13 protein-coding genes are annotated in these 15,241 nt (G+C 72.2%); 3 read left to right on the forward strand and 10 right to left on the reverse strand.

Features of this window, described 5'->3' with window-relative positions:
• Nucleotides 1-1,627: MMPL family transporter (locus tag ACFFJG_RS18660; protein ID WP_378520282.1), on the forward strand; the 1,627-nt coding region annotated here is incomplete at its 5' end.
• A 19-nt stretch (nt 1,628-1,646) separates the two neighbouring features.
• Here ACFFJG_RS18660 and map read toward each other — a convergent pair.
• The 5 genes from map to ACFFJG_RS18685 all read right to left on the reverse strand — a co-directional run bounded on the left by map (nt 1,647) and on the right by ACFFJG_RS18685 (nt 5,649).
• Nucleotides 1,647-2,420 carry a type I methionyl aminopeptidase gene (map, locus tag ACFFJG_RS18665; protein WP_378520283.1) on the reverse strand — a complete coding sequence of 258 codons (774 nt, stop codon included), beginning with the start codon at nt 2,418-2,420 and terminating at the stop codon, nt 1,647-1,649.
• Nucleotides 2,417-3,088, reverse strand: a complete 672-nt coding sequence (locus tag ACFFJG_RS18670; protein ID WP_378520284.1) for a type 1 periplasmic-binding domain-containing protein — start codon at nt 3,086-3,088, stop codon at nt 2,417-2,419. The genes map and ACFFJG_RS18670 overlap by 4 nt, the downstream gene beginning before the upstream one ends.
• A gap of 25 nt (nt 3,089-3,113) precedes the next feature.
• Nucleotides 3,114-3,422: a hypothetical protein gene (locus ACFFJG_RS18675; protein ID WP_378520285.1), complete on the reverse strand. Its 309-nt coding sequence runs from the start codon at nt 3,420-3,422 to the stop codon at nt 3,114-3,116.
• A gap of 14 nt (nt 3,423-3,436) precedes the next feature.
• Nucleotides 3,437-5,152, reverse strand: coding sequence for a sodium:solute symporter family protein (locus tag ACFFJG_RS18680; protein ID WP_378520286.1), 1,716 nt, complete (start codon nt 5,150-5,152; stop codon nt 3,437-3,439).
• A gap of 113 nt (nt 5,153-5,265) precedes the next feature.
• Nucleotides 5,266-5,649, reverse strand: a complete 384-nt coding sequence (locus ACFFJG_RS18685) for a VOC family protein (protein ID WP_378520287.1) — start codon at nt 5,647-5,649, stop codon at nt 5,266-5,268.
• Nucleotides 5,650-5,997: 348 nt separating this feature from the next.
• Between ACFFJG_RS18685 and ACFFJG_RS18690 the strand changes: the two genes are divergently transcribed.
• Together ACFFJG_RS18690 and ACFFJG_RS18695 are read left to right on the forward strand one after the other, a co-directional pair.
• Complete coding sequence (locus tag ACFFJG_RS18690; RefSeq protein ID WP_378520288.1) at nt 5,998-7,458, forward strand: HNH endonuclease signature motif containing protein; 1,461 nt, start codon at nt 5,998-6,000, stop codon at nt 7,456-7,458.
• 208 nt (nt 7,459-7,666) lie between these two features.
• Nucleotides 7,667-8,026 (forward strand): hypothetical protein, encoded by a 360-nt coding sequence (locus ACFFJG_RS18695; RefSeq protein ID WP_378520289.1) that lies wholly within the window; start codon nt 7,667-7,669, stop codon nt 8,024-8,026.
• 21 nt (nt 8,027-8,047) lie between these two features.
• On the opposite strand, the gene guaA is transcribed toward ACFFJG_RS18695, so the two are convergent.
• From guaA to ACFFJG_RS18720, 5 genes are all read right to left on the reverse strand, one after another.
• Nucleotides 8,048-9,625, reverse strand: coding sequence for a glutamine-hydrolyzing GMP synthase (gene guaA, locus ACFFJG_RS18700; RefSeq protein ID WP_378520290.1), 1,578 nt, complete (start codon nt 9,623-9,625; stop codon nt 8,048-8,050).
• Between the two features lie 220 nt (nt 9,626-9,845).
• Nucleotides 9,846-11,555: a GMC oxidoreductase gene (locus tag ACFFJG_RS18705; protein WP_378520291.1), complete on the reverse strand. Its 1,710-nt coding sequence runs from the start codon at nt 11,553-11,555 to the stop codon at nt 9,846-9,848.
• Complete coding sequence (locus ACFFJG_RS18710; protein WP_378520292.1) at nt 11,555-13,183, reverse strand: succinic semialdehyde dehydrogenase; 1,629 nt, start codon at nt 13,181-13,183, stop codon at nt 11,555-11,557. The genes ACFFJG_RS18705 and ACFFJG_RS18710 overlap by 1 nt, the downstream gene beginning before the upstream one ends.
• 101 nt (nt 13,184-13,284) lie before the next feature.
• Nucleotides 13,285-14,394: a GuaB3 family IMP dehydrogenase-related protein gene (locus ACFFJG_RS18715; RefSeq protein WP_378520293.1), complete on the reverse strand. Its 1,110-nt coding sequence runs from the start codon at nt 14,392-14,394 to the stop codon at nt 13,285-13,287.
• Between the two features lie 122 nt (nt 14,395-14,516).
• A complete protein-coding gene (locus ACFFJG_RS18720; protein WP_378520294.1) occupies nt 14,517-15,191 on the reverse strand; it encodes a TetR/AcrR family transcriptional regulator in 675 nt (224 codons plus the stop codon).
• Nucleotides 15,192-15,241 lie beyond the last annotated feature (50 nt).

Here is a 15,241-nt window from a genome sequence, read left to right on the forward strand (position 1 = left end):
CGGCCAGGCCGCCGACTCCGCGGAGGCGTTCGAGGGCATCGACACCAACCTGATCTTCGCCACGCTCGGCGTCGTGATCGTCATCCTGCTCTTCACCTACCGCAGCCCCGTGCTGTGGCTGCTCCCGATCCTGTGCGCGGTCTCGGCCAACTTCATCGCCACCGGTCTGGTCTACCTGCTCGCGAAGTACGCCGGGCTCACCGTCAACGGGCAGAGCCAGGCCATCCTCAGCATCCTGGTCATCGGCGCCGGCACCGACTACGCGTTGTTGCTGGTCGCGCGCTACCGCGAGGAGCTGCGCCGCCACGAGGACCGCCACGAGGCGATGGCGTTCGCGCTGCACCGGGCGGCGCCGGCGATCCTGGCCAGCGCCGCGACCGTCGCCATCGGCATGCTGTGCCTGTCGTTCGCCGAGCTCAACTCGACGGCGGGGCTGGGCCCGGTCCTCGCCATCGGCGTCGCGGTGACGGTGCTCGTGATGGTCACCCTGCTCCCCGCGCTCCTGGTGATCTGCGGCCGGTGGGTCTTCTGGCCCAAGCGGCCCGCGTTCGGCAGCGCCGAGCCGACGGCCGCAGGCCTGTGGGCCCGCGTCGGCCGCGCCATCAGCCCGCGTCCGCGCCGCGTGTGGGTGGTGACCACCGGGCTGCTGCTGCTGGCCTGCCTCGGCCTCTTCCGCCTCGACACCTCCGGGCTGTCGACCGAGGAGAGCTACACCAAGGAGTTCGACTCGATCAAGGGCCAGAAGCTGCTCACCGAGCACGGCCTCTCCGACAACTCCAACACCGTGCAGGTGACCACCGCGACCGACGAGGCCGCGGACGTGGAGTCGGCGTTGTCCGGCATCGACGGCCTCGGCGCCCCGGGCGAGGTGCGCGAGCTGTCCGGCGGGCGCTCGTGGTTCGAGGCGACGATCAACGCCGACGTCTCCTCCTCCGCGGCAGCCGACATCGTCGAGGCCTCCCGCGAGGCCGCCCACGCCGTCGACGGCGCGGACGCCCTGGTCGGGGGCGGGTCGGCGTTCTACCTCGACACCAAGATCGCGAGCGAGCGCGACAGCAAGGTGATCATGCCGCTGGTGCTCGGGGTGGTGCTGCTCATCCTCATCGGCCTGCTCCGGGCCCTCGTCGCGCCGCTCATCCTGATCGCGACGGTCGTGCTGTCCTTCGGGGCGGCGCTGGGCATCTCCGCGCTGCTCTTCGAGTACGTCTTCGGCTTCGCCGGCTCCGACCCCGGGTTCCCGCTCTTCGCCTTCGTGTTCCTCGTGGCGCTGGGCATCGACTACAACATCTTCCTGATGACGCGCGTCCGGGAGGAGACGATGGCCTACGGCACCCGCAAGGGCTCGCTGATCGGTCTCGCCTCGACCGGCGGCGTAATCACGTCGGCCGGCATCGTGCTGGCGGCGACGTTCCTCGTCCTGGGGTCGCTGCCGCTGGTGTTCCTCGCCGAGCTCGGCGTCGCCGTGGCGCTGGGCGTCATGCTCGACACGATGATCGTCCGGTCGGTGCTGGTCACCGCGCTCAACCTCGACCTCGGCGGGAAGATCTGGTGGCCGAGCAAGCTCGACGCCGAGGACCGCAGGCTCGACGCCGCCGAGGCGGAGCAGCCGCTCGAGACGGTGCACTGACCTCGCGGTCGGCGACCGGTCAGGACGTCGGGCGGGTGAGGACCTCGGCCCCGTCCTCGGTGATCGCGACCGTGTGCTCGCTGTGCGCGGTGCGGCAGCCGGTGACGCTGCGCAGCGTCCACCCGTCGTCGTCGGTGACGAGCACCGGGGTGTCGCTCATCACCCAGGGCTCGAGGGCGAGCAGCAGGCCCGGCCGGAGCTGGTAGCCGCGCCCGGCCCGCCCGTCGTTCGACACGTGCGGGTCCTGGTGCATCGTCGTGCCGATGCCGTGGCCGCCGAACTGCATGTTGATCGGGTAGCCGGCCTCGGTCAGCACGGCACCGATGGCGCTGGAGATGTCGCCGATCCGGGCGCCCGGGCCGGCGGCCGCGATCGCGGCGTCGAGGGCCCGCTCGGTGGTCTCGATCAGCCGCACGCTCTCCTCCGGGCGGCTCTCGCCGACGATGAAGCTCACCGCGGAGTCGGCGGCGATGCCGTCGAGACGCACGGCCAGGTCGAGGGTGACCAGGTCGCCGTCGGCCAGGCGCTGGTCGCGGGGTCGCCCGTGCAGCACCGCGTCGTTGACCGACGTGCAGACGTAGTGCCCGAACGGCCCCCGGCCGAACGACGGCGCGTAGTCGACGTAGCACGACTCCGCGCCCGCCTCGCGGATCATCTCCCCGGTCCAGCGGTCGAGGTCGAGCAGGTTGGTGCCGACCTCGCTGCGCTCGCGCAGCGTCTGGAGGATGTCGCCGACCAGCGCGCCGGTGCGGCGCGCCCGGTCGACCTGGACGGGCGTCAGGATCTCGATCATCTCAGTCCGAACCTCTCACAGCGCTTCTCGGTCTCGCCCGAGCACAGCTCGGCGAGGGTGACGACGCCCTGGGCGACCAGCACCGACGTCAGGGTGTCGACGGTGACCTGCTCGTCGGCGAAGAGCCAGGACGGCACCCCGTCGACGTCCTCTCCGTCGGTGCGGGGGGCGCCGGCCAGGAGGCCGACGGCGACGTCGGCGGCCTGGTCGCTCATCTCCCGCGTCGGCACGTAGGTCATCGACCTCTCCTCGCCGAGCAGGACCGCCCGGGCCTCGTCGAGGGTCGAGCCCGAGCCGGCCGGCGCCTGCCCCTCCTCCAGCCCGACGTGGGCGTCCGCACCGTCGACGTCGCCGCCGACGGAGACGAGCGGCAGGTCGTTGGTCGCGTCCGGCGTGCCGGCCACCGGCTCCACGACCAGGACGTCGGCGGAGTCGGCCTGCGCCTGCCGCACCTGGCTGCGCTGGGTGTCGGCGTCGCCGCCGGCGTCGTAGACCCGCACCCGGCACTCGTCGCACGTGGCGTCGACGCGTGCGGTGAACAGGTCGGCATCGACGGACTGCGACGAGCCATCGGCGACCAGCAGGGCGATGGTCGGCTCGTCGCCCAGGCACGCCGACAGGGCCGGCGTCGCGGCGAGCAGGACTACGGGCAGCAGGCGGCGGAGCATCCCGAGGAGGGTACCGGGCGCGCGCTCAGCCGGCGGAGGGGCGGCGACGCGTCGGCGCGGGGCGGGTCGGGTCGTCGTCGGGACGCTCGACGTCGGCCGGCACGACGATCGGCTTGAGCCGCGCCCATCCGATGAAGAACACCGCAACGGCGACCAGGGCCAGCCCGGTCCACAGGTTCGCGTTGACGTCGCCGGTCTTCTCCGGCGCGGTGTCGCCGAACAGGCCGGCCAGCGCCAGGATCACGCCGTACACGCCCATGAGGGCGCCGATGATGTTGCGGATGTCGAAGGCGCCGGCCTTGTGCGGGGCGTCGGTCTGCTTCTCGTCGGACATGGGAGGCCCCTCTCTCAGAAGGCGATGTTGAGGACGACGACCATGGCGAGCGCGACACCGGCCAGGGGCACGGTGCGCCGGTACCACGGGAGGGCGGCCTCGTCCGGGTCGACCAGGTCCTCCTTGGGCGTCTCGGAGTAGACCAGGCCCTTGAGCTCGGAGGCGGGCTTGGGCTTCGTCACGAGCGAGACGACCACGCTCAGCACGATGTCGACGACGAACGCGGTGGAGGCGGCGAGGAAGGCCGCGCCCTGCCCGGGCAGGTCGATCACCCCTGCGGCCGCGAGCCGGTCGACCGCGATCGCCGAGAGCGTGCCGGCGACCAGGCCGACCCATCCGGCGGTCGGGGTCATCCGCTTCCAGAACATGCCGAGGATGAACGTGGCGAACAGCGGCGCGTTGAAGAACCCGAACAGCGTCTGGAGGTAGTCCATGACGTTCGTGTAGCCCATGGCGATGCGGGCGGTGAAGATCGCGATCACGGTCGCGGCGACGGTCGCGAGCCGGCCGATGCGCAGGTAGTAGTCGTCCGTGTGGTCCTTGCGGATGTAGCGCTGCCACAGGTCGTAGGAGAAGACGGTGTTGAACGCCGAGATGTTGGCCGCCATGCCGGCCATGAAGGCGGCGAGCAGGCCCGCGATGGCCAGGCCGAGCAGGCCGTTGGGCAGCACGTCGCGCATGAGCAGCAGCAGGGCGTCGTTGTAGGCCACGCCGTCACCGGAGGCGCCGCCCGCGGGCGACCCGCCGTTCTTGAGGTCGACCATCTCCTTGACCAGGACCGCGGAGACCATGCCCGGGATGATCACGATGAAGGGGACGAACATCTTGGGGAAGGCGCCGATGATCGGCGTCTTGCGGGCCGCGGAGATGGAGTTCGAGGCCATCGCGCGCTGCACCTCGACGAAGTTGGTGGTCCAGTAGCCGAAGGACAGCACGAAGCCGAGGCCGAAGACGATGCCGATGACCGAGAGCAGCGAGGAGTCGAAGCCCGACAGGGCCTGGCCCGGCCAGGACTCGAGCTGCTGCGAGGCGGGAGCGACGCCGGCGTCGGCCGGGGCGCTGCTGGCGGCGGCGGTGATCTTGTCGGTGAGGCCGTCCCAGCCGCCCACGCGGTGCAGGCCGATGAGGGTCAGCGGCAGCAGCGAGGCGACGATCACGAAGAACTGCAGCACCTCGTTGTAGATCGCGGCGCTGAGCCCGCCGAGGGTGATGTAGGACAGCACGATCGCACCGGCGACGACCAGCGCCACCCAGATCGGCCAGCCGAGCAGGGCGTGCACGATGCCGGCGAGGAGCGCGAGGTTGACGCCCGCGATCAGCAGCTGGGCGACCGCGAAGCTGATCGCGTTGACCAGGTGGGCGCCGGTGCCGAAGCGGCGGTACATGAACTCGGGGACCGAGCGCACCTTCGAGCCGTAGTAGAACGGCATCATCACGACGCCGAGGAACAGCATCGCCGGGACCGCGCCGACCCAGAAGTAGTGCACCGTCGGCAGGCCGATCTCCGCGCCGTTGGCCGACATGCCCATGATCTCGACGGCACCGAGGTTGGCCGAGATGAACGCCAGGCCCGTGACCCAGGCCGGCAGCGAGCGGCCGGAGAGGAAGAAGTCGATCGAGTCCGACACCGAGCGCCGCGCCATCACGCCGATGCCGAGGACGAAGGCGAAGTAGATCGCCACCATCGCGTAGTCGAGCCAGGATGCGTCGATCAGGGTGTCGGACGACACGTGCCACCTCCGTTGTGCGGTTGGACCACCCGCCAACCTAGACCCGTCGACCGGGTAGGTGGCCTCACCCCTGCGGGCACATGATGATCCTCACCCCGCCAGCGCGCCACGGCTCACGGCTCGACGACGACCTCGACCTCGAACCCCTCCGAGCTCTCGAGGTAGAGCGCGAGGTGCGCCTCACCGCCCGCGTGCGGGTACCGGTCGGCGTACAGCTCGTGCCACCCGTGCTCGGTCGACTCCGCCCGTACGCGGTCGAGCCGGGCGCGGTCCTCCACGGTCAGCGCGAGGTGGTTGACGCCCGGACGCAGCCGGTCGTGGGTGCCGTGCTGGTCGGGCGAGTGCTCCATGAACACGTACGTCCCGTCGGGGTGCAGCCACGACCGCACCCCCTCTTCGCGCTGCCACCCGCACGCCGCGAGCAGCCACCCCCACTCCCCCTCCGCCCTCGCGACGTCGTCGACCCACAGGTCCAGGTGGTGCAGCGCGCGTGCCATCCCCCGACCCTAGGGCTCGCGCGGGCACGTGGGTCGCGCTCCTTGGTCGGCCTCGGTGCTTGCCTCCGCTGGTCGAGGAGGTCGCGCAGCGACCGTCTCGAGGCCTGGGCTCACTGACCGTCGACCGAGCAGGTCACGCCGAAACGGTCACGGTGCTCGCCCCGCCCACGCTGCCGTCGGTCGACGAGCTTGCGCACTGACCGTGACGAGTCCCCGTCCGCGCTGCCCGTTGGTCGACGAGGTTGGCCACCGACACTTATCGGACACCGTCGACACGACTTCCCGACTGTTCACAGCGAGGCCTCGGGCGGTCGACGACTGTCGGACCCTTCGCCTAGAATCGAACACATGATCGACACGCGAAGTGGATTCGGAGCGAGCGAGGTCACCGCCGACCTCACCGCCGCTGACCTGCTTGCGTCCCTCCGTTGCGAGCGCCGGGCAGAGGATGCCGCTGCTGCACGTCAGCTCGACCTCGCTGCCCGCTGGGCCGACCTGCACCCGCCCGAGTCGATCCACCACGCCGCCGCGTTCACCGTGCCGGGCTTGGACCACGAGGAGCCCATCGCCGGCGAGGGGTGTCCGCTGGTGACGGAGTTCTGCATCCCCGAGCTCGGCACCGTCCTCGGGATCTCGACCACCGCGGCAAAGAAGCTCATCGGCCACGCCCTCGAGCTGCGGCACCGCCTGCCTCGCCTGTGGGCGCAGGTGCACGCCGGCCGGGTCCCTGCGTGGCGGGCACGACTGGTCGCCGAGACCACCATTCACGCGGTGCCCGCGCTCACCCCCGAAGCAGCGGGGTGGATCGACACCCAGGTCGCAGCCGTCGCGGGGAAGGTCGGGACTGCGCAGCTCGACCGGCTCGTCGCGGAGGCGATCAAGCGGTACGACCTCAGCCTCGAGCCCCGGCCCGACTTCGCCGCGGGTGAGGACCACGAGGACTTCGAAGCCGACCAGTACCTCAACACCGACCGCCGTCACGTCACCTTCGACACCCGACACATCCACTACGACGGCCTCATGCGCATGGAGGCCGAGCTCGACCTCGCCGACGCCTACGACCTCGACGCCGCCATCCAGCACGGTGCCGCGACCTTGAAAGCGCTGGGCTCGACGGCCCCGCTCGGCGCCCGACGTGCCGCCGCGCTCGGTGACCTCGCCCGCACCCAGACCGCGCTCGACCTCCACACCCAGGGCACGCCCGCCCCGGCCTCGGCCGGTGACCACCTGCCGGCAGCGCGGGAGGTCGTGCTCCACGTCCACCTCGACGCCGCCGCCGCCGGTGAAGACACGGTCTTCGGGCCCACCGCACGGCTCGACAACGGCCAGCGCCTCGCGCTCCTCGACCAGGTCAAGGGCTGGTGCCGAGCGTCCCGCACCCAGGTCACCATCCGACCCGTCCTCGACCTCAACGCCGAGCTCACCACCGACACCTACGCGATCCCCGACCGGACCCGCGAACAGGTCGTCCTCCGTGACCGAACCTGCGTCTTCCCGTGGTGCACCCGCCCCGCCCGGGTCTGCGACCTCGACCACATCACGCCGTTCGACCACGACGCAGCAGCCGCCGGGCAGCCGCAGCCAGGCCCGACCGCGACCTCGAACCTCGCCCCGCTGTGCCGGTCTCACCACCGACTGAAGACCCACACCGCCTGGCGCTACGTCCATCTCCGGCCCGGCGTCTTCGAGTGGACCTCACCCCACGGCCACCACTACCTCCGCGACCGCGACGGCACCACCGCCCTCGACCCACCCGCACCACCCCAGACCACAGCGCCGCCCCGGGTCCCGCAGCCCCGCCGACCATGACCCCGCCCCACACCCCGCCACCCACCCGGTAGCGGGGCCACCGGCACGTCCTGGACAGCGAGCGGTCTCGCCGCACGAGCCGCATCGCCCTGCGCTGCCCACACCCCTGCTCGGGCACGCCGACGCGAGCGTCGACCGGAGCGGGGGTGCACAACATGCAGAGCCGGAAGCTCGTCGGCCCCCGAGAGCCGCATGGCAGGGTGGGCGGATGCCACGCACCTCCTCGGGCCGTGCGGTCGCGCTCCTCGTCGTCCTCGGGGTCGTCCTCGCGGCGGCGCCGACCCTGGCAGCCGGCTTCACGCTGTGCGGGGTCTCGGGCTGCACCGGCGGAGGGTTCGGCGTCTCGACCGATCCCGGCACGACCCGGGCATTACTGGTCGTCGCCGGCGTGGTCGCCGCGCTGCCGCTGGCGACGTACGCATGGCTCCGCCGCAGTGGGAAGCTCGCGGCGTGCGCAGGAGCGCTCGCCGTCGTCGTCATGCTGCTCGCCGGTGCCCTCATCGGCTCCGACGTCCGCGGCTGCCCGAGCAGCGTGGACGACGCCACCTGCCGCGGCAACGCCCGCTGACCGGCGGTCAGCGGAGCGCGTTCACTCCCACTCGATGGTGCCCGGGGGCTTGGAGGTGATGTCGACGGTGACGCGGTTGACCTCGGCGACCTCGTTGGTGATGCGCGTGGAGATCCGCTCCATGACGTCGTAGGGCAGGCGAGCCCAGTCGGCGGTCATCGCGTCCTCGGAGGTGACCGGGCGGATCACGACCGGGTGGCCGTAGGTGCGGCCGTCGCCCTGCACGCCGACCGAGCGCACGTCGGCGAGCAGCACGACGGGCATCTGCCAGATGTCGCGGTCGAGGCCGGCGCGGGTGAGCTCCTGCCGGGCGATGGCGTCGGCCCGGCGCAGGATGTCGAGGCGGTCGGCGGTGACCTCGCCGATGATGCGGATGCCGAGGCCCGGGCCCGGGAACGGCTGGCGCCACACCATCTCGGCCGGCAGCCCGAGCTGCTCGCCGACGAGGCGCACCTCGTCCTTGAACAGCGTGCGCAGCGGCTCGACGAGCGCGAACTCGAGGTCCTCGGGCAGGCCGCCGACGTTGTGGTGCGACTTGATGTTGGAGGTGCCGGCACCGCCGCCCGACTCGACGACGTCGGGGTAGAGCGTGCCCTGCACCAGGAAGCCGACCTTCTCGCCCTGCTCGGCGGCCTCGCCGAGCACCTCGACCTCGGCGGCCTCGAAGGCGCGGATGAACTCGCGGCCGATGATCTTGCGCTTCTCCTCCGGGTCGGTGACCCCGGCGAGCGCGGCGAGGAAGGTCTCGCGGGCGTCGTAGACGTGGAGGTTCACGCCCGTGGCGGCGACGAAGTCGCGCTCCACCTGCTCGGCCTCGCCCTCGCGGAGCAGGCCGTGGTCGACGAACACGCAGTGCAGCCGGTCGCCGATCGCGCGCTGCACGATGGCTGCTGCCACCGCGGAGTCGACGCCGCCGGACAGGCCGCAGATCGCGATGCCGCTGTCGCCGATCTGCTCGCGCACCCGCTCGATCTGCTCCTCGGCGATGTTGAGCATCGTCCAGGTCTGCCGGCAGCCGGCGATGTGGTGCAGGAAGTGCTCGAGCACCTTCTGGCCGTGCTCGGAGTGCAGCACCTCGGGGTGCCACTGCACGCCCGCGAGGCCGCGGCCGACGTCCTCGAAGGCCGCGACCGGGGTGTCGTTGGTGGAGGCGAGGACGGTGAAGCCCTCGGGCGCCTGCGCGACGGAGTCGCCGTGGGACATCCAGACCTTGTGCTCGACCGGGATGCCCTCGAGCAGGGTGCCCGGCTCGCTGACGACGACGGGCGTGCGGCCGTACTCCCGCGCGCCGGTGTGGGCGACCTCGCCGCCGAGTCCCTTGGCCATCAGCTGGAAGCCGTAGCACATGCCGAAGACCGGCACCCCGGAGGTGAACACGTCGGTGTCGATGCCGGGCGCACCCTCGGCGTACACGCTCGACGGTCCGCCGGACAGGATGATCGCCTTCGGCTGGCGCGCGAGCATCTCGGCCACCGGCATGGTGTGCGGGACGATCTCGGAGTAGACCCGCGCCTCGCGCACGCGCCGCGCGATCAGCTGGGCGTACTGCGCACCGAAGTCGACGACGAGGACCAGGTCGTGCTCTGCAGGCTGCGTCACGGGCGGAGTCTATCGAGGTGAGCGCACCAGGGCCCGGTCGGGGAGGGAGGATTGACCGGGCCCTGGTCCTTGCCTCCCGGCGACTGCAGGACAGCGCCGGGACGAGGAGCCCGACCCTTGGGAGGGAGCATCGCTGCCGGGCCCCTCACCCGGCCCAACGACTCCTCCCGGACACGGTTACGGCCCCGGAGGGGGAAAACGAGGAGGGTGCGCGCAGGCCTCAGCTGACGCCGACGATCGGCAGCCGCAGCGCCCCCGGCGCAGCCTCGGGGACCACCGGGTTCTTGGGCTCGACCGGCGCGAGGCGGGTGTACGCCGAGCCCAGCGCCGGACGCGGGTCGGCCTCGCCCTTGTTGGGCCAGAACGCCATCGCCCGCTCGGCCTGCGCGGTGATGGTCAGCGACGGGTTGACCCCGAGGTTCGCCGAGACCGCGGAGCCGTCGACGACGTGCAGCCCCTCGTGGCCGTAGAGCCGCTGCCACGGGTCGACCACCCCGGTCTGCGGCGAGTCGCCGATGGTGCAGCCACCGATGAAGTGGGCGGTCAGCGGCCGGCTGAACGGCTCGCCGACGTTGCCGCCCGCCGTGCCTCCCATGACCTCGGCCATCCGCCGCACGGCGTCGTAGGCCACCGGGATGTAGGTGGGGTTGGGCAGGCCGTGGCCCTGCTCGCTGGTCATCCGCCACCCGAAGCGGCCCTTGACCCCCTTGGTGGTGATGGAGTTGTCGAGCGTCTGCATCACCAGCGCCACGACCGAGCGCTCCGACCAGTGGCGGAAGTCGTAGAGGTCGAGTGCGGCCCGGCGCTGCGCCCACAGCTCGCGCAGCCAGGTGCGCACCCGCGACCTGCCGGGCACCTCGTCGGCCAGGACGGTCTGCATGAGCGCCATCGCGTTGGACCCGCGGCCGTAGCGGCAGGGCTCGACGTGGGTCACGTCGTCGGGGTGCCACGACGAGGTGATGGCCACGCCCTCGGTGTAGTCCACGCCGCTGTCGGCCGGGGCGATCGCGCCGAGGATCGCCTCGGAGTTGGTGCGGGTCAGCACGCCGAGGCGGTCGCTGATCCGCGGCAGGTCGCCCTCGCCCTTGAGCTGGTGGAGCAGCTTCTGGGTGCCGAGCGCGGCGGCGGAGAACACCACCTGGTCGGCGGTGAACGTCCTCGTGGCCGTGCGGCGCGACAGCTTGGCCTTGGTCCAGCGGGCGGTCACCTCGTAGCCGCCGCCGTCGCGGGGCCGCACGCGCGTCACCGTGGTGAGCGGGTGCACGACCGCGCCGGCCTGCTCGGCGAGGTGGAGGTAGTTCTTCACCAGCGTGTTCTTGGCGTTGTGGCGACAGCCCGTCATGCACTCGCCGCAGTTGAGGCAGGCGTTGCGGGCCGGTCCGGCACCGCCGAAGAACGGGTCGGCGACCTCGTCGCCGGCCCGGGCGTCCGGGCCGCCGAAGAACACCCCGACCGGGGTGGGGTGGAAGGTCTCGCCGACCCCCATGTCGTCGGCGACCCGCTTCATCACCTCGTCGGCCGGCGTGTGGCGCGGGTTCTGCACCACGCCGAGCATCCGCTTGGCCTGGTCGTAGTAGGGCGCCAGCTCGCTCTTCCAGTCAGTGATGTGCGCCCACGACGGGTCGCGGAAGAACGCGTCGAGCGGCTCGTAGAGGGTGTTGGCGTAGACCAGCGACCCGCCACCGACGCCCGCGCCGGCCAGGATCATGCAGTCCTTGACCATGTCGATGCGCTGGATGCCGTACATCCCCAGCGACGGCGCGAAGAGGAACCGCTTCGCGTCGAACGACGTCGCCGGGAAGTCGTCGTCCGTGAACCTGGCGCCGGCCTCGAGCACGCCGACGGAGTAGCCCTTCTCGGTCAGGCGCAGCGCGGTGACCGAGCCGCCGAACCCGGAGCCGACGACCAGGACGTCGTAGTGGGTCGCCATCAGGCGCGGCCCAGCCTGTTGAGCAGGCGCAGCGCCTGCGTCATCACCTTCGCGTGGGTCTGCTCCGACATGCCGAACATCGGCGCGATCGGCACCAGCCGCTGCGTGGCCACCGACTGCGTCTCGGTGTAGCGCAGCACGCCCTCGGCGCCCTGGCGGCGTCCCGTCCCGGACTCCCGCATCCCGCCCATCGGGGCGCCGAGCGAGCCGAACGTGGCGCCGTAGGCCTCGTTGACGTTGACCGTCCCGCACCTGATCCGTCGTGCGACGGCGCGACCGCGCGCGGTGTCGCGCGTCCAGACCGAGGCGTTGAGGCCGTAGTGCCCGTCGTTGGCGCGGGCGATCGCCTCGTCCTCGCTGTGGAAGCGGTAGAGCGAGACCACCGGGCCGAAGGTCTCGCGGGCGAAGCACTCCATGTCGACCGAGACGCCCTCGAGGATGGTCGGCTCGAACACGAAGGGCCCGAGGTCGGGCCGCGCGCGACCGCCGGCCAGCACCGTTGCGCCCTTGGCGACGGCGTCCTCGACGTGCGCGGTGACCGTGTCGAGCTGGGCCTGCGAGATCAGCGAGCCCATGTCGACGTTCCAGTCCTGGCTGGCCCCCAGCGTCATCGCCTGCGTGCGCGCGACGAACGCGTCGACGAACCGGTCGTAGACCTGGTCGGCCACGTAGAGGCGCTCCATCGACACGCACAGCTGGCCGGCGTTGGAGAAGACCGCGCGCACGGCGCCCTCCGCGGCGCGGTGCACGTCGGCGTCGCGGAGCACCATCATCGGGTTCTTGCCGCCGAGCTCCAGCGAGCACCCGACCAGCCGGTCGGCGCACTGCCGCGCGATCAGCCGGCCGGTGGCGGTGGACCCGGTGAAGCAGACGTAGTCGGCCGCCGCGACGACGGCACCGCCGACCTCGGGGCCGGTGCCGGAGACGACCTGCCACAGCTCGGGCGGGAACCCGGCCTCGTCGAGCAGCCGGGCGGCCAGGAGCGCGGTGAGCATGGTCTGCAGGTCGGGCTTGGCGACCACGGCGTTGCCGGCCAGCAGCGCCGGGATGCCGTCGCACAGCGCCATCGTCAGCGGGTAGTTCCAGGGCGAGATGATCCCGACGACGCCCTTTGGCACCCGGTGCACCTCGGCGCGGGTCAGCAGCGGGAACATGCCCCCGACGCGACGGCTGTCGAGGTGCTCGTGGGCGGTGCGCGCGTAGTAGCGGGCGGTGAGCGCGAGGTGCGCGACCTCGAGGTACGCGTCCTTGCGGGCCTTGCCGGACTCCCACACGACGAGGTCGATCAGCTCCTCCTGCCGCTCGAGCAGCAGGTCGTGCAGGCGCAGCAGCGCGGCGGCGCGCTCGTCGAGCGAGGTGCCGGCCCAGGCCGCCTGCGCGCGCCGGGCACGCCCGAACGCCTCGGCCACGTCGTCGGGCCCCGACTGCGGCAGGTGCGCGAGCGGGGCACCGCCGATCGGGGAGGACACCGGGTGGGTGGTCCCGGTCGTGCTGACCACGCGCGCGGTCAGGCCGGCGACGTAGGTGCGGTCGAGGGCGTACGCCGCGGTGGCGTCGTGCTCGGGGTCGGCCGGGCCGTCGACCACGGGACCGGTGTGCTCGCTGCCCGCAGGGCTCTGCTCACTCATCCTCGCAGCGTAGGACGACCCCGGGCGCGTTGCTACCGGTCGGTCACCTCCGTCCCAGCATTCGACATGTCAGGCGATTTTGTCCAACGATGCCGGAGGGCTCAGTGCTGGACGACGACCTCGATGCGCTGGAACTCCTTGACCTCGGTGTAGCCCGTCGTGGCCATCGCCCGGCGCAGCGCGCCGATGAGGTTCATCGTGCCGTCGGCCGTGCGGGACGGCCCGAACATGATCTCCTCCAGCGTGCCGACGGGGGCGAACTCCACCCGCTGGCCGCGCGGCAGGTCGGCGTGGGTGGCCTCGCTCCCCCAGTGGAACCCGCGGCCCGGGGCCTCGGTGGCGCGCGCGAGCGGCGAGCCGATCATGACCGCGTCGGCGCCGCAGGCGATCGCCTTGGCGATGTCGCCCGAGCTGCCGATCGACCCGTCGGCGATGACGTGGACGTAGCGTCCGCCCGACTCGTCGAGGTAGTCGCGCCGCGCGGCGGCGACGTCGGCCACCGCGCTCGCCATCGGCACCGCGACGCCGAGGACGGTGCGCGTGGTGTGCGCGGCACCGCCGCCGAAGCCGACGAGCACGCCCGCGGCGCCGGTGCGCATCAGGTGGAGGGCGGCCTGGTAGGTCGCGCAGCCACCGACGATGACCGGGACGTCGAGCTCGTAGATGAACTCCTTGAGGTTGAGCGGCTCGGCCTGGCTGCTCACGTGCTCCGCGCTGACCGTGGTGCCGCGGATGACGAACATGTCGACGCCCGCGTCGACGACGGCCTTGACGTGCTCCTTGGTGCGCTGCGGCGACAGCGAGCCCGCGACCGTCACGCCGGCCGCGCGCACCTCCTCGAGCCGGGCGGTGATCAGCTCGGGCTTGATCGGCTCGGTGTAGATCTCCTGCAGCCGCCGGGTCGCCTCGGCGCCCTGCAGCCCGGCCACCTCCTGGAGGAGGCTCGTCGGGTCGTCGTAGCGGGTCCACAGGCCCTCGAGGTCGAGCACCCCGAGGCCGCCCATCTGACCGAGGGCGATCGCGGTCGACGGTGACATCACCGAGTCCATCGGGGCCGCCACCACGGGGATGTCGAAGCGGTAGGCGTCGATCTGCCAGGCCGTGCTGACCTCCTCGGGGTCGCGGGTGCGCCGCGAGGGCACGATCGCGATGTCGTCGAAGGAGTACGCACGGCGGCCGCGCTTGGCGCGGCCGATCTCGATGTCGCTCACGCCCGCAGCCTATCGGCGGCCCGGCGTCGGCGGCGCCCCGGCAGGTCCGGCCGGGCCCCCGCCCGACCGGACCTTCTGGGCCGGAGACCCAACCCCCACGATTGGATCCGGTGCCATGGTACTCAAAGCCCGGTGGGCGCCGGGGGGTTTTCCGCAACCCGGTACCCGGGAGGGTGCCCGAGGGCGGCGAGGATCGACCGGCGCAGCCACACCGCGTAGCGCTCGGCCGTCCAGCCGCGGTGCTGGGCGAGGGTGGCGTAGGTCTCCGACAGGGTCAGGAGGTAGACCTCGTCGACCGCGTCGGGGGGCGGCTCGCCGGCCGAGAGCAGGCGCACCAGGTCCGCGCACAGCACCGCGTGCCCCTGCTGGGCGGCCCGCACCAGCTGGGCCAGCGCCGGGTCCTGCTCGGCGCCGTTGACCAGCACGCCCACCAGCGGACCCATCGGCTCGACGATGCTGCAGGCGAACTCGACGAAGCGGTCGAGCCGCACGTCGAGGTCGGGCTCCTCGTCAAGGCGCAGCTGGGAGTACGCCTCCTGGAGCCCGCCCCGGCTCCCGAAGCCGGCGGCGCGGAAGGCGGCCATGAAGACACCCGCCTTGCTGCCGAACGTCTTGGTCACCAGCTCGACCGAGACCCCCGACTCGGCGGCCACCATCGCCAGCGTCGTGCCGTGCCACCCGTGCTCGGCGAACAGGGCGCCGGCCACCTCGGCCACGCGTTCGCGGCGGCGCTCGGCCGCCGCGCGGCGGCCGCTGGCGTCGTACGGCCGGCGCGCCGGCGCGGCGTCGTGCTCCACGTCGTCGAGCCTAGGACACGCCGACCGCATGGCCCGTCCGGGCCAGGCGG

Origin of the sequence: Nocardioides zeicaulis, assembly GCF_042432345.1 — a bacterium.
GTDB classification, from domain to species: domain Bacteria; phylum Actinomycetota; class Actinomycetes; order Propionibacteriales; family Nocardioidaceae; genus Nocardioides; species Nocardioides zeicaulis.